Annotated in this window: 30 protein-coding genes; 3 read left to right on the forward strand and 27 right to left on the reverse strand. The window is 40.1% G+C overall.

Annotated features, from left to right (window positions below):
- Positions 1-50 precede the first annotated feature (50 nt).
- The 25 genes from PZE06_RS08410 to PZE06_RS08530 form a co-directional block, all read right to left on the reverse strand.
- Positions 51-587 (reverse strand): F0F1 ATP synthase subunit delta, encoded by a 537-nt coding sequence (locus tag PZE06_RS08410; protein WP_150914324.1) that lies wholly within the window; start codon positions 585-587, stop codon positions 51-53.
- Positions 588-589: 2 nt separating this feature from the next.
- Positions 590-1,105, reverse strand: coding sequence for a F0F1 ATP synthase subunit B (locus PZE06_RS08415; protein WP_150914491.1), 516 nt, complete (start codon positions 1,103-1,105; stop codon positions 590-592).
- A 247-nt stretch (positions 1,106-1,352) separates the two neighbouring features.
- Positions 1,353-1,565, reverse strand: a complete 213-nt coding sequence (gene atpE, locus PZE06_RS08420; RefSeq protein ID WP_095312064.1) for a F0F1 ATP synthase subunit C — start codon at positions 1,563-1,565, stop codon at positions 1,353-1,355.
- A 66-nt stretch (positions 1,566-1,631) separates the two neighbouring features.
- Positions 1,632-2,342, reverse strand: coding sequence for a F0F1 ATP synthase subunit A (gene atpB, locus PZE06_RS08425; protein ID WP_150914327.1), 711 nt, complete (start codon positions 2,340-2,342; stop codon positions 1,632-1,634).
- 6 nt (positions 2,343-2,348) lie between these two features.
- A complete protein-coding gene (locus tag PZE06_RS08430) occupies positions 2,349-2,738 on the reverse strand; it encodes an ATP synthase subunit I (RefSeq protein WP_150914329.1) in 390 nt (129 codons plus the stop codon).
- Between the two features lie 3 nt (positions 2,739-2,741).
- Positions 2,742-2,963 (reverse strand): AtpZ/AtpI family protein, encoded by a 222-nt coding sequence (locus PZE06_RS08435; protein ID WP_150914331.1) that lies wholly within the window; start codon positions 2,961-2,963, stop codon positions 2,742-2,744.
- 273 nt (positions 2,964-3,236) lie between these two features.
- Positions 3,237-5,444, reverse strand: a complete 2,208-nt coding sequence (locus PZE06_RS08440) for a S8 family serine peptidase (RefSeq protein ID WP_150914333.1) — start codon at positions 5,442-5,444, stop codon at positions 3,237-3,239.
- Between the two features lie 274 nt (positions 5,445-5,718).
- Positions 5,719-6,666, reverse strand: a complete 948-nt coding sequence (locus PZE06_RS08445) for a nuclease-related domain-containing protein (RefSeq protein WP_150914335.1) — start codon at positions 6,664-6,666, stop codon at positions 5,719-5,721.
- A 299-nt stretch (positions 6,667-6,965) separates the two neighbouring features.
- Entirely contained in the window at positions 6,966-8,120 is a 1,155-nt protein-coding gene (gene wecB / locus PZE06_RS08450) for a non-hydrolyzing UDP-N-acetylglucosamine 2-epimerase (protein WP_150914337.1), read from the reverse strand.
- Between the two features lie 40 nt (positions 8,121-8,160).
- A complete protein-coding gene (upp, locus tag PZE06_RS08455) occupies positions 8,161-8,790 on the reverse strand; it encodes a uracil phosphoribosyltransferase (RefSeq protein WP_095312078.1) in 630 nt (209 codons plus the stop codon).
- A gap of 364 nt (positions 8,791-9,154) precedes the next feature.
- Positions 9,155-9,958 (reverse strand): hypothetical protein, encoded by an 804-nt coding sequence (locus PZE06_RS08460; protein ID WP_275791664.1) that lies wholly within the window; start codon positions 9,956-9,958, stop codon positions 9,155-9,157.
- A 247-nt stretch (positions 9,959-10,205) separates the two neighbouring features.
- On the reverse strand, positions 10,206-11,447 hold the full coding sequence (glyA, locus tag PZE06_RS08465) for a serine hydroxymethyltransferase (protein ID WP_150914341.1): 1,242 nt from the start codon (positions 11,445-11,447) through the stop codon (positions 10,206-10,208).
- 129 nt (positions 11,448-11,576) lie between these two features.
- Positions 11,577-12,575, reverse strand: a complete 999-nt coding sequence (locus tag PZE06_RS08470; RefSeq protein WP_150914343.1) for an anti-sigma factor — start codon at positions 12,573-12,575, stop codon at positions 11,577-11,579.
- Complete coding sequence (locus tag PZE06_RS08475) at positions 12,568-13,101, reverse strand: sigma-70 family RNA polymerase sigma factor (RefSeq protein ID WP_150914345.1); 534 nt, start codon at positions 13,099-13,101, stop codon at positions 12,568-12,570. The genes PZE06_RS08470 and PZE06_RS08475 overlap by 8 nt, the downstream gene beginning before the upstream one ends.
- Positions 13,102-13,236: 135 nt before the next feature.
- The gene (locus PZE06_RS08480) at positions 13,237-13,809 is read right to left on the reverse strand and encodes a TIGR01440 family protein (protein ID WP_150914347.1); all 573 of its coding nucleotides are present in this window, start codon (positions 13,807-13,809) and stop codon (positions 13,237-13,239) included.
- A gap of 24 nt (positions 13,810-13,833) precedes the next feature.
- Positions 13,834-14,277 carry a ribose 5-phosphate isomerase B gene (gene rpiB, locus PZE06_RS08485; RefSeq protein WP_150914349.1) on the reverse strand — a complete coding sequence of 148 codons (444 nt, stop codon included), beginning with the start codon at positions 14,275-14,277 and terminating at the stop codon, positions 13,834-13,836.
- A gap of 248 nt (positions 14,278-14,525) precedes the next feature.
- The gene (locus tag PZE06_RS08490) at positions 14,526-15,821 is read right to left on the reverse strand and encodes a methyl-accepting chemotaxis protein (protein ID WP_150914351.1); all 1,296 of its coding nucleotides are present in this window, start codon (positions 15,819-15,821) and stop codon (positions 14,526-14,528) included.
- Complete coding sequence (locus tag PZE06_RS08495; RefSeq protein ID WP_150914353.1) at positions 15,799-16,284, reverse strand: low molecular weight protein arginine phosphatase; 486 nt, start codon at positions 16,282-16,284, stop codon at positions 15,799-15,801. The genes PZE06_RS08490 and PZE06_RS08495 overlap by 23 nt, the downstream gene beginning before the upstream one ends.
- Positions 16,285-16,502: 218 nt before the next feature.
- Entirely contained in the window at positions 16,503-17,054 is a 552-nt protein-coding gene (locus PZE06_RS08500; protein ID WP_150914355.1) for a manganese efflux pump MntP, read from the reverse strand.
- A 92-nt stretch (positions 17,055-17,146) separates the two neighbouring features.
- Positions 17,147-18,193, reverse strand: a complete 1,047-nt coding sequence (locus PZE06_RS08505) for an L-threonylcarbamoyladenylate synthase (RefSeq protein WP_150914358.1) — start codon at positions 18,191-18,193, stop codon at positions 17,147-17,149.
- 154 nt (positions 18,194-18,347) lie between these two features.
- Entirely contained in the window at positions 18,348-18,794 is a 447-nt protein-coding gene (locus PZE06_RS08510) for a GNAT family N-acetyltransferase (RefSeq protein ID WP_150914360.1), read from the reverse strand.
- A gap of 134 nt (positions 18,795-18,928) precedes the next feature.
- Positions 18,929-19,591 carry a stage II sporulation protein R gene (gene spoIIR, locus PZE06_RS08515; protein ID WP_150914361.1) on the reverse strand — a complete coding sequence of 221 codons (663 nt, stop codon included), beginning with the start codon at positions 19,589-19,591 and terminating at the stop codon, positions 18,929-18,931.
- A 194-nt stretch (positions 19,592-19,785) separates the two neighbouring features.
- A complete protein-coding gene (gene prmC / locus PZE06_RS08520) occupies positions 19,786-20,646 on the reverse strand; it encodes a peptide chain release factor N(5)-glutamine methyltransferase (RefSeq protein WP_150914363.1) in 861 nt (286 codons plus the stop codon).
- Positions 20,639-21,712, reverse strand: coding sequence for a peptide chain release factor 1 (prfA, locus tag PZE06_RS08525; protein WP_150914365.1), 1,074 nt, complete (start codon positions 21,710-21,712; stop codon positions 20,639-20,641). The genes prmC and prfA overlap by 8 nt, the downstream gene beginning before the upstream one ends.
- A 208-nt stretch (positions 21,713-21,920) precedes the next feature.
- On the reverse strand, positions 21,921-22,319 hold the full coding sequence (locus tag PZE06_RS08530; protein ID WP_150914367.1) for a hypothetical protein: 399 nt from the start codon (positions 22,317-22,319) through the stop codon (positions 21,921-21,923).
- Positions 22,320-22,553: 234 nt separating this feature from the next.
- On the opposite strand from PZE06_RS08530, the gene PZE06_RS08535 reads away from it, so the two are divergent.
- The 3 genes from PZE06_RS08535 to PZE06_RS08545 are packed head-to-tail and all read left to right on the forward strand — an operon-like array spanning position 22,554 to position 23,619.
- Entirely contained in the window at positions 22,554-22,919 is a 366-nt protein-coding gene (locus tag PZE06_RS08535) for a DUF2089 domain-containing protein (RefSeq protein WP_150914369.1), read from the forward strand.
- A 12-nt stretch (positions 22,920-22,931) separates the two neighbouring features.
- A complete protein-coding gene (locus PZE06_RS08540) occupies positions 22,932-23,327 on the forward strand; it encodes an SHOCT-like domain-containing protein (protein ID WP_150914371.1) in 396 nt (131 codons plus the stop codon).
- Between the two features lie 10 nt (positions 23,328-23,337).
- Positions 23,338-23,619, forward strand: coding sequence for a hypothetical protein (locus PZE06_RS08545; RefSeq protein ID WP_150914373.1), 282 nt, complete (start codon positions 23,338-23,340; stop codon positions 23,617-23,619).
- A 309-nt stretch (positions 23,620-23,928) separates the two neighbouring features.
- Here the strand turns inward: PZE06_RS08545 and PZE06_RS08550 are convergent, their stop codons facing one another.
- Positions 23,929-24,546: a thymidine kinase gene (locus PZE06_RS08550; protein ID WP_095312118.1), complete on the reverse strand. Its 618-nt coding sequence runs from the start codon at positions 24,544-24,546 to the stop codon at positions 23,929-23,931.
- Between the two features lie 199 nt (positions 24,547-24,745).
- On the reverse strand, positions 24,746-24,958 hold the full coding sequence (rpmE, locus tag PZE06_RS08555) for a 50S ribosomal protein L31 (protein WP_095312119.1): 213 nt from the start codon (positions 24,956-24,958) through the stop codon (positions 24,746-24,748).
- Positions 24,959-25,146 lie beyond the last annotated feature (188 nt).

The following is a 25,146-nucleotide window of genomic DNA, read 5'->3' on the forward strand; positions in this document are numbered from 1 at the left end:
GAATAGAATGCGTCAACATGACGCAATACGGTTCTAATAACAATAGGTTATTAACCTAAAAGTTTACGTTCTAAGCGCTCAAGTTTGCCGCTTAAGCTGCCATCAAAAATACGATTCCCAATGCGGATTTTAACTCCACCAAGCAAATTAGAATCGACAATATTATTAATACGAAGAGCTGATTTGCCTACTTTTTTTGCAAAAGTCGAAGATAATGCAGCACGCTCCGCCTCTGTTAACGGGCGAGTGGTAAAAACCTTAGCCTCTGCAACTCCTCTTTCTTCGTTTGCCAATTGAATAAATTCATCGGCTATCGCTGCAATCTCATCTTCACGATGACGTTCAATTAATAGCATAAGTGTATTTAACACGAATGTGTTCATTTTAGAGAATGCCGTTTTTAAAATCTCTTTCTTCTGTTCAATTGGAAGCTTAGGAGACTTTAACACAGCTTGCAACTCTGCATTATCTGCTACTACCTCTTTTACTACACGAAGCTCTGCTTCCATCTGGTCAAGAAGTTGATGTTCTTTGGAAAGCTGGAAAAGAGCTGTTGCATAGCGTTTTGCTACACTTGAGCTACTCATCTTTATCTCCCGCCTTCTTGAATATATTCATTAATCAACTTTTCTTGGTCTTCTACAGAAAGTTCTTTTTCAATCACTTTAGAAGCGATTAAAACAGATAAGGAAGCGACTTGATCACGGATAGCTGAAACAGCTTGTTCCTTTTGCTGTTCAATTTCAAGCTTGGCTGATTCTTTCATGCGATCAGCTTCAGTTCGAGCCAACGTAATAATTTCTTCACGTTGGAGATCCCCTTGCTTTTTCGCATTTTCAATTAAGGTTTGTGCCTCTGTACGCGCTTCCTTTAACAGATTGCGCTGCTCTTCCAATAACTTCTTCGCTTCGGTACGACTTTGTTCAGCCGACTCTATTTCATTAGCAATATGTTCTTCACGTTGTTTCATGATGCCCATTAATGGACCCCATGCAAGCTTTTTCACTAAAAAAAGCAATATCGCAAACATTGCGATTGTAAATAGTATATCTCCACTATTAAAAACACCCGCAGATGCGCCTAAAACAAAAGTATTACTTAACAACACGCTTGATTCACTCCCTTCAGAAAACACTGAAACATTAAGGAAAAGATTATAGTTGATATAAGGATGAGTCAATTTCATTACTGTGCACATAAAGCTAATAACGGACGCCTTTCCATCTCGAAAAACGCACATTTTTAACTGGCGTCTATCCATTATGAAATCGATTCAGGTTTTATTTAAGATAAAGGAAAGGCGAAGCTCCTAAATAGATCATCTTCGCCATTTGCTAAAACTATATACCCTATTATTGACCTATAGCCATAAACGCGATAACAACGGCCATAATAGGAATCGCCTCAACGAATGCTACCCCGATAAACATTGTTGTTTGTAACATTCCACGTGCTTCAGGTTGACGTGCGATCCCTTCTACTGTACGAGATACGATCAAACCATTCCCTAAACCTGCTCCTAATGCTGCTAAACCAATTGCGATTGCTGCTGCTATTGCACCCATTATTTTTCCTCCTTGATAGTTAAAGTTATTAAAGTTTTTAGTTCAATATATATTGAACCTATATCATTAATGGTCATGACTTACTTTGTGAGAAATATAGACCATTGACAATAAAGTAAAGATAAATGCCTGAATGGATCCGATAAAGACTGAGAAGCCTTGCCATACGATGGTAAGCGGAGCTGCCGCTAGTACACCGATAAAACTTGATGTGGCTAAACCTGCAAGTAAAGATAATAAAATTTCACCTGCGTAAATATTTCCATAGAGACGAAGACCGAGTGTAAGAGTATTAGAAAATTCCTCGATTATTTTAAGTGGAAATATAAAACCTACTGGCTGGAAGTAAGAGCGTCCATATTCTTTTGCTCCTTTGAGCTTTATGCCGTAATAGTGTGATAAAGCCACTACCATCGCCGCAAGCGTAAGTGTAACGACAGGATCTGCAGTTGGCGATTTCCACCATAACGTGTGGTCTACTACTATTGCAAATGGTAAACCTAGCATATTGGAAACAAAAATAAACATAATAAGGGTTACCCCTAGAACATGAAATCTACCGCCAGTTTTCCAATCCATAGAGCTATTAATGATATTTCTTACAAAATCCATTACCCATTCCATGAAGTTTTGTTTCCCAGTTGGTTTCATAGAAAGGTTGCGTGTGCAAACTACTGCAATGATTAATACAATGATACTCGCAACCGTAATCATGAGTATGTTTGATAGATTAAACCATAAGCCCATTATTTTAATCATTGGGGATTCATGACTCAACAGTTATCACCTCTCTTTTCTCTGTTTAGAAAGTAAAAATTTTGTAAAAAGAAAATCTATCATAATGACTATGTAAGATGTCATTAATCCAAAAACTACACTATAAAAATGAAACATTTCTGGATATTTCAAGGCTATCATAACTGCTAAGACGGCTGTCGCCATTCTTGAGAACATCCCAAGGGAACGAACTCTTTCTCCTCTTACAACAGCCTCTCCGAACCTTTCCATCCGTTTGGCCAAGAGCCACAAATTAAACAGACTCAAGGATGTGCCTAAAATTAGACCGAGAAATATTGACTTATAGTCAGTAAAGCCCCAACCAAGCACATAGAAGGATAACAAAAAAAATAAGCTTCTTTGCTGCCTCATGTATGTTGTTTTAATATCCTGCATTATCTATTCTCCCGAAAAAAAATGTTGGATTAAGCGAATCGTAGAATATACCCCGACAGTTAGACCGATAAATAAGCCTATGATCAAAAAAAGTGGCTCGGTCTCTATTCGGTTGTCGATCCATCTTCCTGAAAAAATACCAATCAGAACTGAACCGACTAATTGAGAAAGAATCGCGGACATTAACGCCATCGCTTGAAACGGGTGGCGGTTACTTTGTTTCATAGTAACGCATCCTCTCTATTATTAAAGAGAACGGTAGGAAGGCTGTCAGGTGAATTCATATAAAATCAAAAGGTTAAAAGGTTTCTTCTATGAGTATGTTGAAAACCTTATCATTTATATCCTTTGTAAGCATACAATAGCGACTATTTAATGTCAATTGGTTTGTAGGGAAAAAAAACACACATTCAAGTGGCAAATTTATGCATGTTCACAAAATTTTCAAAAATAATTTCTAATAGATATTGCATTCTTTTTCCCTACTTGTTCTATTTGTCATTTTTCAATAAAAAGAGTAGTCTCAATCATGTCCTCTTGACCCGACTTTTTCGCAAATACCTGGGCCAGGTAAAGTCCATCTTCGGGTAGATCTTCGACTTTTATCTCTTCCTTTAACAAACCTTTTCCTACCTTTCTTTTCGCATCTAAAAATCCAATAAATTGATACGTATCTGGATCAAATAAAGCAATGCCAAATTCTTCTGCTCCTCCAGGTAAATACACTTCATATTGATACGTCCCTTCCTTATCTCCTACACCAAAATCAAAACCCATTACCCGTGGATAGTTTGGTTCTTCTAGTAAATACAAATAAGGAATTTGAATCTGTTGAGAACCCGCACGCAGTTCTAAATGACCATCATATATTTTCTTCGTGAATGCACTTGGGTCTACCATCATGTTAATTTCTAACTTCTTTTTTTCCTTTGGTTTTAGAGTAAAAGAAAGCGGTAGCTCCCATTCGATTCCCGTTTCATTTTGGGGGATAGCGAAGGAATATGATAATGTTTTGTTACTGACATTTTCGACTGTTACATATTGTTTATGCTCATGCTGATTTTCAACCTGCTTGAATTTCCCAAACTGCAATGAACCAGGAATTACAAGCGATTGTGTTTTAACGGCTTCATCCAGTTGAATTCTCCCTGCTCCTTGCTCATAAGTCCGATATCTCTCCCCCTTGACATTTGTCAGAGGTTTCGCCGTGTTCATTAAAGCGGCTTTGATTTGCTCCGGAGTCCAGTTTGGATGCACCTGTTTTAGTATCGCACTAGCTCCTGCTACATGTGGTGCTGCCATACTGGTCCCTTGTAAAGCTAGATAGCCTCCTGGAATCGTGCTTGTAATTGCCACTCCTGGAGCGACGACATCGGGCTTGATTTCCCAAGTTGATGTGACCGGACCACGGGAACTAAAATCTGCGATTAAATCCTTTTCTTCGATTACATTGGTTTTTGCAAAAGCGCCATCCAGCGCAAGCCTTTTGAGTTTTTTTCCGTCCTTCTTTGAAATCGTAGCGACAGGGAGCTCCACCTCACTATCGAGATTACCGACAAAGCTTCCATTAATATGATTATAAATCATAACCGCCACCGCGCCTGCTTGAAAGGCATTATAAGCTTTTTCAGTAAATGTCAATTCACCTCGTTCTATCAAGGCGATTTTCCCTTCTACCGTTTTTAGCTCTTCCCTTTTCCCTAAACCTCCGAACGCTAACGGATAGGAACGGTCGAAGTTCCATTGCTTTGATCCTTGCATCGGCTCCAGTCTGATTTCACCGTCGAATCCATCGACCTTAAGATAGGGAATTTTTAACGACGGAGTTGACGCTCCTACAGAAATCGCCTTCGTCGCAGTCCCTGGGGACCCAACTGTCCACATATTCGGACCAGAATTCCCAGATGACGTAACTGGTACAATTCCTTTTTCCGCTGCTTTATTTAAAGCAAGGCTTATCGGCAAGTCAGGGCCGTTAATTTCATTTCCAAGTGAAAGATTAAGAATATCTACCTTATCTTTTATCGCTTCTTCAATCGCAGCCAACACTTGCTCCGTCGTACCCGAACCGCCAGGACCGAGCGCTCGATAGGCAATGACATTCGCATCAGGCGCGACTCCGTTGATTCGTCCATTTGCTGCAATAATCCCCGCGACATGGGTTCCATGCAATGTCATCGGACCATCTTCTGTCTCTGACTCCATCGGATCCTTATCCCCATCGACGAGGTCATGCCCGCTCTTATAGCTCCTGCTTAAATCAGGATGGTGATAATCGATACCTGTATCAATGACACCAACGGTCACTCCTTTTCCTGTCAACCTGTTGTTATGGGCGTCAAATACCCCGCGAACGGTTTGCCCTCCAATAATATCAATATTCTCAAGCTGTGCTTTATATGTTTTAACTGGGGATACAAGTTGTACTTTGTTCGATTGTGCTAGCTGTGCGAGCGTTTCTTTGCTGCCTTTTACCGAAAAACCGTTTAGTGCATGTTTGAAAATATGTCTTAGTTCTAAGTCGGGATAATGGTTGATGATGTTGCGAATGTCAGTTTCCGTCATTTCTTCGGGTAGTGTGACAATCGCTACTTTTTCTGTAAGAGGAGATTCCTCTGGGAGAGAAGGGCGCTGAAGATTTTGGGCATTTGTAGTTGTCGTTAAGGGGAAAAGAAATATTAGTAGAAGTAATATGATTTTTTTCATGAAAACACCCTCTTTTTTCACTAGAATGTTCTGATTGAGAGTGGAGTATGCATGAAAGTTTGGATTTTGTGGTTGGGTTAAGAGGCCTTGTGCTGTTTAGACGGTTGGATTGCTGTTGTTTTGGTGAGGATTGCGGGGGTTTCAGGGGGGATTGCGGGTCTTTTGTGATTTATTGCGGGTAAATCCAACAGGATTGCGGGTAATTTATAGGTTATTGCGGATTTGCGTAATTCAGCGAAATTCAAATACTTATTTTAGGTAACTACTTTGTGGATCACCAATGATAGATCACATTTTTGGTCGTTCCCGATTGTTCAAGTTCCATTCTTAATAGGAGTTCACGAACCACATGCCTAGACGACATATGAAGGAAGTCACGACATTGTTGATTATTTATGGTTTCCCCAAACAAATAGAGATAATCTTCTATCGCTTTTTTATAAGCTGTTTTTGAAGATGTAGCACAGGATGGACATGACCAGGTCCCATAACAATAATTCATCGGAATGAAATTACAGTTCGGGCATTGCACACCTGAATTGACTTCTGATTTTTGTAGTTTATATATCTCGAAAACATCTTGCTTTGATGGAGTGTGGTTTTTAATCATGGTCTTAGTAAGGCGCCGATAATCTTTTTCACTAATCTTTTGTTTATGCAAATTTTCAAATGGTTTTATTTTGCTTGGCAGGTGCTCAGCATGGAATACTTTCTTAAAAATTTCTGGATCATTGGATTTAATTATTGTTGAGGGGTTGCTAATGACTGCATAACATTCGATCGGAAGGATTGGAAGTTTACGCTCAAGAATCCATTTATTTAATTGTATTTTATGCCTTTCCGCTTGAATGATCGGATTAGGAAAGCCTTCTTCAACCCCATTAAATGTTCTCGTGAATTGTTTCGAATGTTTATCAAAATATAAGGTTCCTATCATATTTTTGGTTTCAAGGCTGAGGAAAAAGTAAGGGGATACGACCAAGCTATCAATCTGAAACGTTTGTCCTGATTTAATTTTGAGGCGGATATCATGGATAACATCATACTTTTCTGGTAGAAACGTAAGATGGTAGGATACATTTTGCTCACCACGTAAACCCGCTTTCCGCTTTGCTTGATCATCTAAGATAGATTGAATTTTCGGATGGTCTTTAGGTAACCTACGAAGAAGTACATCATTTTGCATAATTCTAAAGGGTTTATCTCTTTCTTTTAATATCATAATGGGTCTTTCACTCCTTATTATTAGATTAATAATGAAATTCGCTTCATATCTAGATTCTCCTGTTTAATTTCTGTGAACAGTTTACGAATTAGGAGTCAATTTTACTTGTTTAATAGGTACCAGCGGTAAGGATTGCGGGTCTTTTGGCCATGATTGCGGGCATTTTGAGATTATTGCGGGTAAATCGAACAGGATTGCGGGTTAGTTGTAGATGATTGCGGTTTGCGTAGACTCGAAAATTTTAGATACTAATTTTCAGAGATAAAACACACCTTCAAATTGAAGGTGTGTTCCTTTTACTCGTCTAATGGATTATATGGTTCAGGTCGTGCATTCGTTTTGTCGAAATAGTAGCGAATCGCCTCGCATATTCTGCGGGAGGCTTCGCCGTCACCATATGGGTTTGTTGCTTTTGCCATTTTTTCATACGCCATAGCATCGGTTAAAAGTTCAGTGGCGAGAGAGTAGATCGTTTCTTCATCAACGCCTGCAAGCTTTAATGTGCCTGCTTCAATTCCCTCTGGTCTTTCGGTCGTATCACGAAGCACTAATACAGGCACGCCTAAAGATGGGGCTTCTTCTTGGACCCCGCCTGAATCCGTTAAAATTAAATGAGCACGCGCTGCTACATTGTGAAAATCAATAACATCGAGAGGTTCGATTAGACGAATGCGCGGATCATCTCCTAAAATCTCAGCTGCTAACTCACGGACAACAGGATTTAAATGGACTGGGTAGACAACTTGAACATCCTTTTGCTCGTCGACAATGCGTTTTACAGCACGGAACATATTGCGCATCGGCTCACCTAAATTTTCACGGCGATGGGCTGTTAAAAGAATAAGTCGATCGCTGCCAAGACTAGACAGCACTTCATGATGATACTCTTCCTTTACCGTTGTCTTTAAAGCATCGATCGCTGTGTTTCCTGTAATGAAAATACTCTCTTCTTGCTTGTTTTCCCGGCGTAAATTTTCAGCAGATTTAGATGTTGGTGAAAAATGCAGATCCGCCATTACTCCTGTTAACTGCCGATTCATTTCCTCTGGAAAAGGAGAATATTTATTCCACGTTCTTAACCCCGCCTCCACATGACCAACAACGATCTGATTGTAGAAGGCTGCCAGGCTAGCTACGAAGGTTGTCGTTGTATCGCCATGAACAAGGACAATATCCGGCTTCACTTCTTTCATAACTTTATCTAGACCTTCTAGGCCTCGAGTGGTTACGTCAATCAGCGTTTGGCGGTCCTTCATAATATTTAAATCATAGTCAGGAGTTATGCCAAAAATCGCCAGCACTTGATCTAGCATTTGACGATGTTGAGCAGTAACCGTCACAATCGATTCAAAGTACTCTGGGTATTTTTGCAGCTCTAAAACCAATGGGGCCATCTTAATTGCCTCAGGTCTGGTCCCAAAAATCGTCATTACTTTAATCGGCTTGTCCATTATGCACACTCTCTTTCTTCTCATTCATGCTCCTATCGCCTTACTTCGTACCAAATAAACGATCTCCCGCGTCTCCTAAACCTGGGACGATATAGCCCTTTTCGTTGAGCTTTTCATCCAATGCCGCAATATAAATATCTACATCAGAATGAGCTTCTTTGACGGCTTCTACCCCTTCTGGAGCAGCGATTAGACACATAAATTTAATATTTTTAGCTCCGCGCTTCTTCAAAGAGTTAATTGCCTCGATCGCTGATCCACCTGTTGCAAGCATTGGGTCAACCACAATGAAGTCTCTCTCCTCGACATCGCTTGGTAGCTTCACATAGTATTCAACTGGCTTTAACGTTTTCGGGTCCCGATAAAGTCCAATATGGCCAACTTTTGCCGCAGGAATAAGCTTAAGTACACCATCAACCATTCCAATTCCAGCACGTAAAATTGGAATGACACCAATTTTTTTCCCTGCCAATACCTTTGATTTCATAGTGCTGACTGGTGTTTGAATTTCAATTTCCTCCAAAGGCATGTCACGTGTAATTTCGAAAGCCATTAACGTTGCCACTTCATCAACTAGTTCACGAAATTCCTTTGTTCCAGTGTCCTTTTCACGGATGTATGTAAGTTTATGTTGGATTAATGGGTGGTCAAAAACGTATACTTTTGCCATGCTACACTCTCCTTTTCTATTCACACTTCGTCTAATTTTACAGAAAAAGAGATCCAAGAGCAACTCCTATCCGAAATTGTTAAAGAAATGACATCTTCCTCGATATATACACGTGACTTAAAGAAAAAGTCTTACATATCTTTATTTTTAGTTCTACTGGTGACGCTGCGCCTCAACACCTTGACAACCTAAAATCCTAAAAGTTCACTTTTAGAGTAACATCATCTGGCTATACTTACCCATAGTGGATGCTTCCTTAGCTGGGGATATTGCCTTTTTGCTGCTGTCGATTCATCCATTACGCTCTGATCTTATATCTCTTGAATCAGCACTGTAAACTATCTACATTGAGATCAAAACACTCCTAAATTGCGGACGCACTATATTCTACACTAGGATAAATATTCCCCTTATCAAAAACGATATTTCTTTCAGAAAATTGATCCCGCAGTAATTGTTGTTGTTCTTCTGTTAGAAAATTATGCCTAATCTCTATAGCTCCAGTTTTCGCATCGACGCCCAACACATACAAGAGATGCTCGGGCGTTGCAGACTGTTTGACTATTTCGTTGACAACCTTATATACTTCGTCCGTTAGTAAATGATTCTCTTCCGTAGTATACGGAGTATAGTAAATATGTATATTTTTTGCCAGCATATCTCCACTATCTACTTTTTCTTGTAAAGCGTCAACGAAGCTTTTTAACTTCTCATCCGCTTGTTTGACTCCAATCCAAACACCGAATGGTTCCGTATCTGTTACTTCTTTCACAAAGAAAATTACACCCTTCTTCATAAACGCATCATATCCACCATTAATATCCGCTATACTAGATTCAACAATCCCTCCTTCAATTACCTCAACAGCTAACGACTCTACTCGTTCTTCTATTGTATCGCCAAACTGCCCAGCCAAAAATTCCGTTAGATCCTTGACTTCTTCTACTGCCCTATCTCGCTTTGACGTATCATTTGTCGTTTGTTCTAATTTCGCAATAATACTTCGGTTATTGACTACTTCAACCGTTTCCCAGCCTGAGCTGTTTTCAGGATTTTGCGATTGACTTTTCAATTGCCCTCCATCCGCTTTCGGCTGCGTGGACGCTGTACCACATGCAGTTAAAAACAGAATGATAAGGAGAGAGGCCCTCCATTTCCATTTCATCATTATCTCCCTCGATCCTATTGACTTATATTCATTTAGACGAAGGAGTGAATATTTAAGTTACTATTTGTTTCCAGTTTTTCTCCTATTTCGGGGAAAAGTACGTTTCTGCAAGGATGAATCAAGTGGCCTCTCTTTGTGCCCACACAAGCTTACGGATGCTAACTTGCCAATACACTAACTACAAATCAATGTCCGCAAAAATAAAAGAGCGAAATTCCAGCAACAGAACTTCGCTCTTCTTACATAATTATTGTTGTTGATATAACGGAAATCTACCTGTCAAAGCTTCCACTCGTTGTTTCGCCTCTTCAAGCTTTCCTTCATCTTCGTGATTTTTCAATGTAAACCCGATGATGGAGGCGATTTCTTCCATCTCTGCTTTATCAAAACCACGAGAGGTAACGGCAGCTGTTCCAATTCGAACACCACTTGTTACAAACGGGCTTTCCGGATCATAGGGAATGGTATTTTTATTAACAGTGATTCCAACTTCATCGAGAACCTTTTCAGCAACTTTACCAGTAAGACCTAGAGAACGTACATCCACTAATAGGAGATGATTGTCCGTTCCCCCAGAAACAAGGTTGAGCCCTTGCTTTTGCAGTTCTTCTGCTAAATGCTTAGCATTGGCAATAATATTCGCTGCATAATCCTTAAAGGAATCTTGTAAAGCCTCCCCAAATGCCACTGCTTTCGCAGCGATTACGTGCATAAGTGGACCGCCTTGAATTCCCGGAAAAATCGATTTATCAATCTTCTTCGCAAATTCCTCTTTACAAAGAATCATTCCGCCACGAGGACCACGAAGAGTTTTATGGGTTGTTGTAGTAACAAAATCAGCATACGGAACTGGGTTTGGATGGAGGCCAGCAGCAACAAGTCCTGCAATATGAGCCATATCCACCATTAAGTAGGCACCCACTTCATCCGCGATTTCTCTAAAACGCTTGAAATCGATCACGCGAGGGTATGCACTTGCACCAGCAACAATTAGCTTTGGTTTATGGGTACGTGCTTTTTCTAAAACATCATCATAATTGATGGTGTGAGAAACTTCATCTACACCATACTCAACAAAATTATATTGAACTCCAGAAAAATTAACAGGGCTTCCGTGTGTTAAATGGCCACCATGGGAAAGGTTCATTCCCAACACTGTGTCCCCTTGCTCTAGGATCGTGAAATAAACAGCCATATTTGCTTGAGCACCTGAGTGAGGTTGAACATTTACATGCTCTGCACCGAAAATTTGCTTTGCACGATCACGGGCTAAATCCTCGGCTATATCCACATATTCACAGCCACCGTAATAACGTCTGCCAGGGTAACCTTCTGCATATTTATTTGTTAATACAGAACCTTGCGCTTCCATCACTGCTTCACTCACAAAGTTTTCAGATGCAATAAGTTCGATTTTTGTACGTTGTCGACCTAATTCTTTTTGAATCGCTTGAAATACTTGCTCATCCTGCTGTGCCAAATGCTTCATCATAATCCCCCTCATATGTTTTATTTCTCCTGCCACATGCTTCCCATTTTAATCGTTAATAGAAAAATACGCAAGATGATTTACGAATAAAATCCGAATAATATTATATGGTTATAATAAAAATGTTCGTTATTCCTCCCAATTCCAATAATCGAGCTCTCCAAGCCTTTCCCCTCGGATTTCAGGAGCATCCTGAAGCTTCAGCAGTTCTTTTACAGGACCGGTTACTACTGCCCCATAGACGATAAATCCATTCTCCTGCAAATAATCGTAGCGCTCTTTAAGATAATCCAGCCCTAAAAATCCTTCGTAGTATCTCTTTGACTCTTCGGTGAGGAGGTTTTTCATGTTCGTTAGCATCATTTTTTTACTTTCGTCAAGCTGCTCCTCTGTTAACACCCTTATTTTCCCTTCCGATAAATAATCATCATCAATCTCTCGTCCTCCCGTAAGCCCAAAGGGACTCATAATTGAGATTTCCTCTTCTCCTCCACCCCATCCTCCTGGTTGAAAAACGGTGAATTCACCTGTATAAAGCGGGGCCCATAATATATCGATATCATACGGTTTTAACAAATCAATAAGTTCTTCAGCTGTCATGAAATCAGTCGTTGAAAAGGCGAGCTCCCCTACCGTTCCTTCATGAAGTTTAGCTAACGTATCCCAAACCCTCGGATCCTCGTTAGCCTTTAGCCTGTCTCCTGTTTTAGGGTGTTCCGGTAAGGAAAAAGAAAAGCGATTGTCCTCAGGGATCGTCACATTGTCCAACGGCCGCGATGAAAACAACAGCGATTTACGAATGTTCATTTCGCCTACTTGCTTCTCCTCTTTCCCAATCGTCTTGAACAACGGGTAAGAGATCTTTTGCGTCAGAAATGGCGTAATTTCACTATCCACAAATCCGCCTATATCCCCATTTATGTTTGGATTTGTCCACTCTAAAGCAACTTTACTATAATACGCATGCTTTCTATCCAAATGTAGAGATTCATAACTAATGGAGACAATCATCATGTAGACCACGTACAGAAAAAAGAACACAATTAAGATGCGCAAAATTTTCATCGTTAACATAAAGCGATACTTTAATAAAATTTTTTTCTCCTTCTCCTTATTCCACTCATTCACGTTCTTCCCTCCAATTATTCTCTTTCGCTAATTGTAATAATTTTTTTCGCGCCCGGTGAATGGTCACTTTTACTTGACTTTCCGTCAAGTCAAGCGCCTCGGCGATTTCTTTATAACTAAATGATTCAAATTCTCTTAAATATAAAGTTGTTCTATATTGCTCTGGCAAAAATTTTAGGAAAGTATGTAGATCTTCCCTTTCCTCCATCTTTAACGCTTCTTCCTCAGGCAATCCATAAGGGCTGAGGAACTCATTTTCTTTTGTAAAAAGCTCTGCAAAGGGAATCTTCTTTCTTCTCTGCCGCTTTCTCCACTCATCTATATAGACGTTTCTCGCCACTTTAAATAACCACGCTCGGACGTCCTCGCGATTATACTCTGACAGAGAAATCGTTGCTCGCACGAAGGTTTCCTGTGTTAAATCCTCTGCCAGTTCTTTCGAGCCCGACATTTTTAATAAAAAATAGTACAGGGATTTCGCATATTGCCTGTATAAAATTTCAAGTTCATTTTTTCGACTGCGCATGCTTTTTCCCCTTTAAAAAGTAATCCGTAAGGTACACGTCTCTCTTACTTTAAAGTTACACTAAAAATAAAAAAAGCCTCTACCGAATAGTAGAAGCAAAAAAATGTAGATGTATGCAAATTTTTTTGGAGGTTTTTAACATGATTTGTTTTCAGTTGTTCGTTCATATACCGCACGAGCACCACCGATTAGCTTCGGACGACTCGTTGCCAGTGTGATATGAGCGTTTCCAAGCGTTTTTAATGAGACACGGACAGGAACAGCAACATGTTTAATATGCATGCCAATCAGTGTATCGCCGATATCTATCCCTGCTTCTGCACGAATGTGTTCAACTACGACCGGATCAGCAAAATGATGATAAGCATAGGTTGCCATTGCACCACCTGCATTGCGAACAGGAATCACGGTTACTTCCTCAAGCCCTCGACTGTCTGACGTCTTTCGCTCAACAACGAGCGCCCGATTCAAATGTTCACAACATTGGAAAGCAAGCTGAACCCCGGTTTCATCAGCGAATTCTTTCACTTTTCGAAAAATCATTTCCGCAACTTCAACCGTTCCAGCTGTACCGATTTTTTGACCAACTACCTCACTGGTACTACAGCCAATCACGAAAAGATGACCTTTCGCAATCGTTGTTTGCTCTTTAAATTCTCGTAAAACGGTTTCTAACTGCTTTTCCCATTGCGGTAATTCCATTACCATGCCCATACCTCCTTTCAAGGAAACTTAAAGTTGATCCTCGTAGGCTGTAATTTTCCCGACACGTTTTTCATGGCGACCGCCTTCATAATTAGTAGACAACCATACCTTGGCAATTTCACGAGCCAATCCTGGTCCAATAACGCGCTCTCCCATTGCTAAAATATTACTATTATTATGCTCACGAGTTGCCTTCGCACTAAATACATCGTGGACAAGGGCGCAGCGTATTCCTTTTACCTTATTCGCTGCAATACTCATGCCAATTCCTGTTCCACAAATTAAAATGCCTCGATCAAATTCACCAGAAGCCACTTTTTCCGCCACTGGTAAAGCATAATCTGGGTAGTCAACAGACGTTTCGCATTCACAACCAAAATCTTCATACTGAATACCTAATTCATCCATTAATTGCTTTAACTCTTGGCGGATATTCAATCCGCCGTGATCTGATGCAATTGCAACCTTCATATCCGTTTTCCTCCTATCGCGCATTGTTTCCGAAATTGATTTCGATTATATTTTGACACAATCCGCTTTTTTTAACAATGAGGCTCATCACGTGCTTACTACTTTCACCCAGATACTGATTTAGACTGTTTGGCTTTCACCATTTATGCTCAACTTGGCTTTGTCTTATTTTTTACTCCTTTCAGCAACCATATTGTTAAAAAAAGACCAATAAAAAAGGCTCCCATTATTGGAGCCGTAACCATTTTTTAAAGCTTAAAACGAGTAATTGTATTTTTTAACGCTTCGGCTTGTCCTTTTAATTCGGAAGCAAGCTTTTCGACATTTTCTATAACCGCTGCCTGCTGGTTAGTAGCCGTCGTTACTTCTTGTGCACCGGCAGAGGTTTCTTCAGCGATAGCGGCCACTTCTTGTGATTGGGTGGAAGTATGAACAATGCTTTCCATTTGTTTATCGACTAATGTTGTAATCGCTGTGACTGACTCAGCCATTTCATTGACTGTTTTCGTCATTTCCTCAATGACATTATTCGTTTGAGCGCCTTTTTCCGCCTCTACATTGGCCACTTCAACTTGGTTGGCAATTTGTTGAACGACATTTTGAACTTCTTCTTGAATATTTTTAATGAGCTCAGAAATGCCTTGCACTGCTTTTCCACTTTCGTCAGCAAGGGTACGAACTTCCTCCGCTACGACAGCAAAACCTTTGCCATGCTCACCCGCGCGCGCTGCTTCAATCGAGGCATTCAACGCTAATAAATTCGTTTGGGCTGCAATATCGCCTACAAGCTGAATAATTTGTTCTACTTTTGCGGCGTTGTCTTCCAATCGTTTAACCGTTTGCAAGGAATCCTCGTTTTCCTTTGCAAGACGCTGAATACCGGAGACTAAAGAATGGATAATATCCTTTGACTCTTGAAGATCCTGTACCAGTTCACGTGAAACATTTCCAGAGCTCTTAGCTGTCTCCTGAACCTCTTCTGCAATACGGATGACATCTTCAACAGACTCTGCTGTTGCTTGAATCGACACTGCTGAATTGTCTGCTCCCATCGAAATTTCGCTTATCGTTCTTGCGATCGCTTCTGCTTGTTCAGCAGCAGCAGAGGATTCACGGGAAATGGAGATCACTTTTTCATTCGTCGCTTGGAAGTTTTCATCAATTTTTTGCACCATTTCTTTCAAGTTGAAAAGCATGTGATTGAAAGCAACCCCAAGAGCACGAATCTCATCATCAGATTTTGAAAGCTCAACATCAACGGAGATGTCGCCATGGGCCGCCTTCAAAGCCACTTTTTCCAATTTTTGCAGCGGTTTAATAATAAAGCCGGCTGCTAGAAATGCCAAAATTCCAGACCAGATAATCCCTAAGCTTAATGTAATAATCGTGAATGTAATTTCTCCAAATGGCAGCATATCTTGAATCATTGGATATAAAAAGTAAATAAATAGTCCACTCGTAGTATAAGTAATGAGTGCAAGCGTCGTAATAAATAAGACAAGTTTTTTCCTTAGACCAAACTTATATTTCTTTTTCTCCTCCATCTTCTTCCTCCCTAAATGTCTCCGAGACCATTAATTTCTCGATTATTTTCTTTATATTCTCACTGATGTCAATATAGGTCTTTCTATATGTTTCTAAGGAGCCACCAAATGGATCGTGAATATCACTATTTATTTTTTCACCTGCAAATTCCTTTAAAGTAAATACTTTCCCCTCAGAATTTGGAAACATAGAGAGAACAGATCGCTTATGGCTTTCTGTCATCGTGAATATATATGAAGCCCAATCCACTAACCCCTTCGTAAGCATAGACGACCGGTGAACATGCTCAATACCCTCTTCTTCCAATATTCTTTGTACATGCGATGAAGCAGGTGCCCCATCCATTGCATATACTCCAGCAGATTTCACTTCCATTTCAGGAATTTTTTTACTCTTTAAAATAGCTTCTGCCATTGGACTTCTGCAAGTATTACCTGTGCAAACAAATAGTATGCGAGTCACCCTGGTTCCCCCTTCTTTCTACATTATAAGACATTTTTATTAGAAAAGAAGAATTTTTTTACAAATAAAGCAGTGTCAATAGTCCTAGTCGGATATAAATACCCCTAGTAAAACCTTGCCCGCCATTAGGATAAACAATACAAGCTTGGCGGATTTTCCTTTCTAATAGTTCTCATTATATCCTCTAACTCGCTGAAACAAAATAAAAAAAGCTGCTGTTACAATAGCAGCAATTTTATACCGAACGCAAGTAAAATTCCACCCCCAAGGGCTTCGCTATACGTTCCTAACCAACCTTGTACTTTTCTTCCAAGCAGTAAGCCCATCCACGTAAGAATGCATGCTCCCAGCCCAAAACAAACGAGAACTAACACTGTTTTTGCCCCGTAAATTCCCAGAGTCAAACCTACGGAAAAACTGTCAATACTTACCCCTAGCGCAAAAAGAAGGAGTCCTAAACCAACGGGTGTGAACCGTGATTCTTCCTCCTTTTTAAAACTTGATAAAATCATTTGTACACCTAAAAGAAGCAATAGTCCTCCGCCAAGCAGAGCGGCAACCTCTCCAAATTGCTTTGACAGAAAGCGACCAGCCACCATTCCCAGCATGGGCATTAGCACATGAAAACAGCCGATAGTGACCCCGATTTTAAGGATTTGCTTCAATCGAATTGGGATCATTCCCATTCCTAACCCTACGGAGAATGCATCCATCCCAAGAGCAAATGCCATTATCATTAGTGTAATCATTTCTCCGATTAGTTCAGACATCCATGCGCCCCCTTTGGATCTGCTATTTCAGCATATGCATGTCCATAGGGGGACAAGAACTAGAAATCATTTTGTAACATAAATGTAATATTCTAATTTTCCGTGATTACCTTATGTCCTGCAGCCTTCAAAAGGCGATTCATAATGGCTTCACCGACTCCTTCATGAACGAAGGCTTCACTAAATATGATATTCACATCCGATTTGTTAAAGCTTCTAAGCGCATCATACAATCCGCTTGCTACAGTCTCTAACCTGCTCCTTTGTCCACACACTTGAACGATGTCACTCTCATAATAATCGCGGTTTTCTACCGTGGTCAGTACACCGACTTTAAGACCCTCTCGTTTTTTTTCAAAGATAAGCTGTTGAATATATTCTCGGCTCCCTTTTACTAAATAAAGCGGGGCATCAGGGGCATAATGGGTATATTTCATTCCAGGCGATTTTGGCGCCTTATCCTGACTTGCCAACGCTGGATCAACCTTGACGAGACCAATCTCCGCTTCTAGCTGTTCCTTTGTAACACCACCAGGCCGCAAGATTTGTGGGATATCACCCGTGCAATCTAAGACGGTTGATTCCACTCCTATCCCCGTTGAGCCACCATCCACAATGGCGGATACTTTCCCATTTAAGTCTTCCCATACATGCTCTGCCGTTGTCGGACTAGGCCTGCCAGAACGGTTTGCACTCGGCGCTGCAATAGGAAGACCCGACGCTTGAATAAGCGCCAAAGCAACCGGGTGTTCAGGCATGCGAATTGCAACTGTGGATAAGCCCGCAGTCGCAAGTTCAGACAGTACCCCTGCTTTCTTTTGAAAAATAATCGTTAAAGGACCTGGCCAAAACTTCTCCATTAAAAGCTCGGCCGTCTGCGGTACTTCTACAACAAACTCCTTAATTTGCTGAAGTTCACTTATATGAATAATTAACGGATTATCACTCGGTCTTCCTTTCGCTGCAAAAATCTTCCGCACCGCAGCATCTGATTTTGCGTTTCCACCCAAACCATAAACCGTTTCCGTCGGAAAAGCGACAACCTCATTTTTCACTAATCTATCTGCAGCCTCTATTATTTGTGGATATGTTGACAGATTATCCACATTTTTATCCACTTTAAAGTATGATGTATCCATAATCTTCCACCTTCGTCTTCTTTCCATCTAAACGGTACTTTCCTACTTTATCACGTAAGAAAGTATAAGAGAAGGGGATATGATTCTCAAGTTTTATCCACAAATTGTGGATAAAACTGTTTATAAAGTGGATAACTTTGTGGATATATCCACATTATTCAAGCTTTAAACGCATAAATAACGAGTTGTCCACATTCATAATATGTTTCACATGCTCGGAAGCAAATAATCCGTTAGGCAAATTCTCTTTATCTTCTCTTTCAAAACCCAATACTGAAAATAACGATAGCGAAGAGCGTTTATTTGTTGCAAGATATAGACTTTCCAACTTTTTTTCTCGGGCAAGCTTAAGCATTTGCTCAAGAAGGAAAAGCAACTCATTTTCACTAAGTTTTTGCGTCATTGCTAAAGAACGAAGTAAGCCATATGTTCCTAACGGCTCTATCCCTATTGTTGCCTGGATTTGCTCATCCTCATCTTCCAGAATCAAAAAATATTCAATCGCATCCTCGACTCCATCTGTTCCAAGGTTTGCCTTTTCTAGAAATGCTATTAACCTATCCTTATCTGTCATTCGAGCACAACGTATTAATGCTTCCATCTACTCACACCTCTTTTTTTTAATATCTACTCTATTAATATGTGGATATGTTGTAGATAGAACCATTTTTGCTAGAATACACTGCACTACCTTCATTTGTATTCCTGTAGGTAATCAAAAGAATCTGAAACCTATTATCCAAAGATCTTTTCAAAGATTTCTACTAGGAAAAACTTTACTTTCACTTCTTCTTCCTCATCCTCAACGAAAAGCGGCTCCTCTTGTTCTTCTTGTTTTTCTTGTTCTTCTTGTTCCTCTTCCACCGCTTCTTCCTCTATTCCTTCACTTACTGCCACACTGTTGGAAAAATCAAGGAAACATAGCGGCGGGAAAAGGACGCACCACCAGTTCGCACCTTGCCCCTCCCCAATCGAGACAAGAATTGCCTCGTATTCACCTGCTGGATAGAGAAATTCACCGTATAGTTTTGTTGGGAATTCAACCTTTTTATCATAAGCAGCTTCCACTTTATCGGTGCTACCGTTAGTGCGTACTACGTCTTCTGCAATCTTTTCAATTTCTGGAATTCTTGACTCGATTAATCTGCGCGCAGCTTCTACAGAAGTTAAATCCTCCACCCATGCTGAAATTTCTGCATTTATGGCATCCCGCACTTTTCTTTTCATCTCTTGGTCTTTTTCATGATCACTATTTGCTAAAATTCGCAACCGTATCGCTTCATTCGGAATTACAACTAAGTCATTCGCAGTTACTTCATTTTTTGGTATATATAAACTAAGAATTGTTCCAATTGATAGAATTAGAATATATGCCAATGCTATTGTTTTGGCTTTCATGTTTGACCACCCCTTCACCACACAGTGTGGACAGGAGTTGAGAATCTTAAACTATTAAAATTAAATTTTTTACTAGTCGTGTCTTCCGATATCGGTCTTAAATTGATTATTTCGGTCTTTATTGGATTATATCGGTCTTAGAATTCATTTATCGGTCAAACAAAAAAAAGGACTTCCTAAAAAGTCCTTTCTCGTTATCCCCATTCAGCAAACACCATGCGATCCTTGCCATTAATATCATGGATAACTTCAACGCTTGCCTGCGGAAAGGCATCCTCCACCAATCGGGCCACAAGCACACCTTGACCTGCCCCAACTTCAAATGCAATCATCGCCTTTTCATTCATGACAAATGGCAATTGCTCCATTAAACGGCGGTAAATGACAAGCCCGTCATTCCCTGCAAAAAGAGCTCGATGCGGCTCATGCTCTGTAACTACTACCGACATCGCTTTTCGATCACCTTCAGGAATGTAGGGAGGATTTGACATAAGAACATCAAACCTTTGCCCCTTTTCCACAAAAGGAGTGAGCAAGTCGCCTTCAACAAAAGAAATCTCAGCTCCTAACTCAGTTGCATTTTTCTTCGCTACCTCAAGTGATTCCCTAGCTATATCTGTCGCTGTGACGATGAGGTTCTCCCTTTCTAGCTTCATCGTTATCGCAATCGCCCCACTGCCCGTCCCGATGTCAACAAGAGAAACAACCTGATCCGCGGCAAACTTTTTCTTCATTCTCTCAAGAGCATGATAGACAAGCTCTTCCGTTTCTGGTCTTGGGATAAGAACTTCTTTATTCACCGAAAAAGTTCGGCCGTAAAATTCCTCATATCCGATTAAATATTGTACCGGCTCCCCTTCACCATGTTGATGGACCGCCTTAGCAAACGCTTGCCAAACGTCCTGCGAAAGCTCATCATGGAAGCTCGCAAACAACTTTGCGCGGTTCATCCCCGTATAATGGCGAAGTAATAATTCCCCCGCATTTTCATCGCGACCTCGCTCCGTTAAAAAAGAAGAAGCCCACTTGAGGGCTTCGAACACTTTCTTACACATCTGAAGCACTTTCCAATTTCGCGGACTGATCCTCTAAAATTAAAGCGTCGATAATTTCATCCAATTTCCCTTGTAAAATTTGATCGAGCTTTTGGATGGTTAAACCGATCCGATGATCTGTCACACGATTTTGCGGGAAGTTGTACGTGCGAATGCGCTCTGAACGATCTCCTGTTCCAACAGCAGATTTGCGATTTTGGTCATATTCTGCTTGCGCTTCTTGTTGAAATTTATCGTACACGCGAGCGCGCAGTACTTTCATTGCCTTATCTCTGTTTTTATGCTGGGACTTTTCATCCTGACAAGTAACAACAATGCCAGTAGGAATATGGGTTAAACGCACAGCCGACATGGTCGTGTTAACGCTCTGTCCACCCGCACCAGAGGAAGCATATGTGTCAAAGCGAATATCTTTATCATGAATTTCAACTTCAACATCTTCTGCTTCCGGCAAAACAACTACTGTCGCTGTAGAAGTATGAATACGTCCACCAGATTCAGTTTCAGGAACACGCTGAACACGATGGGCTCCATTTTCAAATTTAAGCTTTGAATAAGCGCCATTTCCATTGATCATAAAGATAATTTCTTTGAATCCGCCTACACCTGTGGAACTGGATTCTATTACTTCTATTTTCCAACCCTGCGCTTCTGCAAAACGGCTGTACATGCGGTAAAGATCTCCCGCAAATAAGGCAGCCTCATCGCCTCCAGCAGCCCCACGTATTTCCATGATTACATTCTTATCATCATTTGGATCTTTAGGAATCAGAAGGATCTTTAAGCGCGCTTCAAGCTCTTCCACCCTTTCCTCTAACTCATTAAGCTCTTCTTTGACCATTTCACGCATTTCAGGGTCAAGCTTTTCCTCAAGCATCGCTTTCGCATCTTGAAATTGTGAGCGCACCTCTTTATATTCACGATAAGCGTCGACTGTTTCTTGAATATCTGACTGTTCTTTAGAATATTCACGTAATTTGTTCGGATCATTAACAATTTCCGGATCGCTCAATAGTTCATTTAACTTCTCATAACGGTCTTCCACCGCTTGTAATCGATCAAACATGCGTTTCACCTCAGGTTTATTTCCCTTTAGAAAGGGTTTGACATTTCTTCGTTTATTTAAAATATACTAATTGAGATTCATTCATTGAGTTACAATTGTTGATTTGTGGACTATATCAAATACCCATAACATTCTAATTATAGTATAGAGGCCAAACATCGTCAAAACCAATCCAAAAAAAACATGCGCAAGTTTGAGCATGCTTTTTTTATTCCTCATTCACTTTTACTTCTATATCATAGCTAGGGAGTGCCGCAATCAAAAGCTTATGGAGTTTAGCCTGCGCCTCCATCTTTTCCTTTGCCGATAGATTCTGCTCTGTGTGTGCTGTCACCCACAAATCATTGCCGTTAATCCAAACAGAATCCGGGGTAAACTCACCCGTGTCAGTAATGACCTTTTTTGCATGCTCAATATCCGTCCCTTGATTACGCTCTGAACCTGTATTTATTAAATTCGGATTTTGGTCAGACATTGTCCTTCCAGGAAGTTCACGATTCGTGACATTCGTCTCGACTGGGTTTTTATCTTCAACCAGTTCATTTTGTAGCGCACCATCACAGGCCGTTAAACAGAAGAGAAAGATAAGTAACGAAAGTTTCCTCATTCATCTCACATCCTTCATTATTCTCTTTTTAGAATGCCCAATTTTCGAAAATGGGTTGAAGAAGTTATTTCCTTTTTGCGCAAAATTTCGAGAGCTTACATTTTATAAAAATTAATATTTTTAATTATTGTTATAAATAATTAAATTTATTTAATTAAATAATTAATTTTTATTATTTACCAATTAATTTATTTGATATATAATCAAAACAAACAAAGGAAAGGATTTTCAAGAATGACTTATAAGATCATTACAAACTGTCCTGTCTGCAGTAAAACCTTAAAGGTGACAAGGCTACACTGTTCCCATTGTCATACAACCATCGAGAATGAATTTGAATTGTCGAAATTAGCTTCATTATCAAAAGAACAGCTTCATTTTGTTGAAATTTTTTTAACCTGCCGAGGCAACATCAAAGAGGTCGAAAAAGAACTGGGGATCTCTTATCCAACCGTTCGTGGAAAATTGAACGATATCATTTCAGCACTTGGATATGAACCGAAAAAGAAAAATGAAGTCGATGAGAAGAAAGTTGTAACGATGTTAGAAAATGGAGAGATTACTGCAGAAGAAGCCATTAAGCTGTTAAAAGAAGAATAGGAGGAATTTGCAATGAGAGAGGAAATTGCCAAGATATTATCAATGGTTCAAGATGGGAAAATTGATGCCGATAAGGGGGCTGAATTAATTCAAATTTTACAAGATAAAGAAGAAGCTACAGATTCGTTCGTTGAAAAACCAAAATCAAACAATTACTTTGACAAGATGCTCAAAGTTCGCATTCAGTCAACGGATAACGATAATGTCACAGTCAATTTGCCGCTAAAGCTTGTTAAGGTCGTTTTAATGGCTGGTCACAGCATCGCGGCAAGCATCCCTGAGTCAGAGAAATATGTAAAAGACATTGATATCAATCTTATTATTGATGCGATCGAAAATGAATTGGATGGCCCCATTGTTGATGTAAAGTCAGCAAACGGCGATACCATTTCTATCATCATTGAATAGTGAGTTGCTTATGATCCATTTAAAAGTGAAAACAAAGGACATCCGTTTTTCCATCCCCATTCCGTATGCAATTTTAGACATCGGCATCTCGGTTTTATCTTCAAAGTTGGTTCAACAACAACTTAGCAAACGGACAAAAACACACTCCGAAGAAAAAAAATGGGACTATTCGCTGCCATCAATAGAGAAAGAAATGCTAAAGCCCATTATCAGAGAATTAAAAAACTATAAGGGACTTGTTCTCGTCGATATTAAAGATAAAGAAGGTACGGAGGTTCACATAAGACTATAATTAGCAAACGGACACTGATTGTTCAGATTATCAACAAAAGGTAGCGAAAGTTTCGCTTCCTTTTATTTTTTTCCGAGCGACGGTGGACGGTGACTATCTGTTCCCTACAAGTTTAAATCTCCGCTCGAATCAACCAGGTTGCCATATCAAATTGGCCATTTTCATTTCATAGCTAAACGTAAACCACGACTGTAAGTGGCTTTATTCTTTTTCATCACCGTTCAAAGAAAAATAAAAGCAAGTCAAGGAAGATTCGCCTATCCTTCACCTGCTTTAGTTCAAAGATCTTTTCAAATAGCTACACTACATTCAAACTGACTTAGATATGGTTTTCTTTGCTAGTACGTTCGGCGACTTTGGAACTTCATGATGATGGCGACAGCGGGCTTCATAGGCTTCAGCTGCTCCTACTAAAATAATCGGATCATCATAGGAAGCAGGGCGACCGTTAATTAAACGTTGTGTGCGACTAGCTGGCGAACCGCACACTGTGCAAACCGCTTGAAGCTTTGTGACCGATTCTGCAATCGCCATTATATTTGGCATTTGCCCGAAAGGTTCGCCGCGGAAATCCTGATCAAGCCCCGCAGCAATAACACGATGTCCACTGTCTGCTAAATGCTGAATAACGTTCACGATCTCCGAATCGAAAAATTGAACTTCATCGATGGCAACGATCTCTTCATTTGATTCAATATGTTTAAAAATATCTGTTGAATGAGCGATTGGAATAGCATTGAATGATGTACCATTATGAGAGACAACAGCGTCGCTGCTATAGCGATTATCAATTTTCGGCTTAAAAACAACTACTTTTTGTTTCGCGTATTCAGCCCTACGAACGCGGCGAATCAGTTCCTCCGATTTACCAGAAAACATGCTTCCGCACACTACTTCCACCCAGCCGTGATGATTTACTACATACATGTACAGGTCTCTCCTTCCATGATACATACGATTCGAACCAATGTCACAATGTTCTAACTTCAACTAGAAAAGGAGCTTCCTCTTCACTTGCACAATGACTTGGACTCAATCTATGTAAAACTAATCTATATAAATTCCTTAGAAATTTGGCAAAATTGAAATAAAAAACAGGCAAAGGTTCTGCCTGTTTAATGATTGATTATTGTTGTTGTGATTTAAGGCCATATTTCTTATTGAAACGGTCAACACGTCCGCCAGCTTCAGCGAATTTTTGACGTCCAGTATAGAATGGATGGCACTCAGAACAAGTTTCAACACGGATTTCTTCTTGAACAGATCCTGTTTCAAACTCGTTACCGCAAGCACATTTCACCGTTGCTTTTTTATAATTTGGATGAATTCCTGATTTCATTCCTTTTCATCTCCTTCCGCCCTGAATCTTTCGAAACAGAGTTATCATATACAGCATAGTATGGCCATGCTGCCTGAAAATCATAAACGCACAAACTCTATTATAACAGCGAGAGATTTGTTTTGCAATATGGGAATTTTTTTACACAAAATAGGCTTTATCTTATGCTACCCTATCATTAAATAGGC

The sequence above is a fragment of the Robertmurraya sp. DFI.2.37 genome, from assembly GCF_029211245.1.
Taxonomy (GTDB): domain Bacteria; phylum Bacillota; class Bacilli; order Bacillales; family Cytobacillaceae; genus Robertmurraya; species Robertmurraya methanolica_A.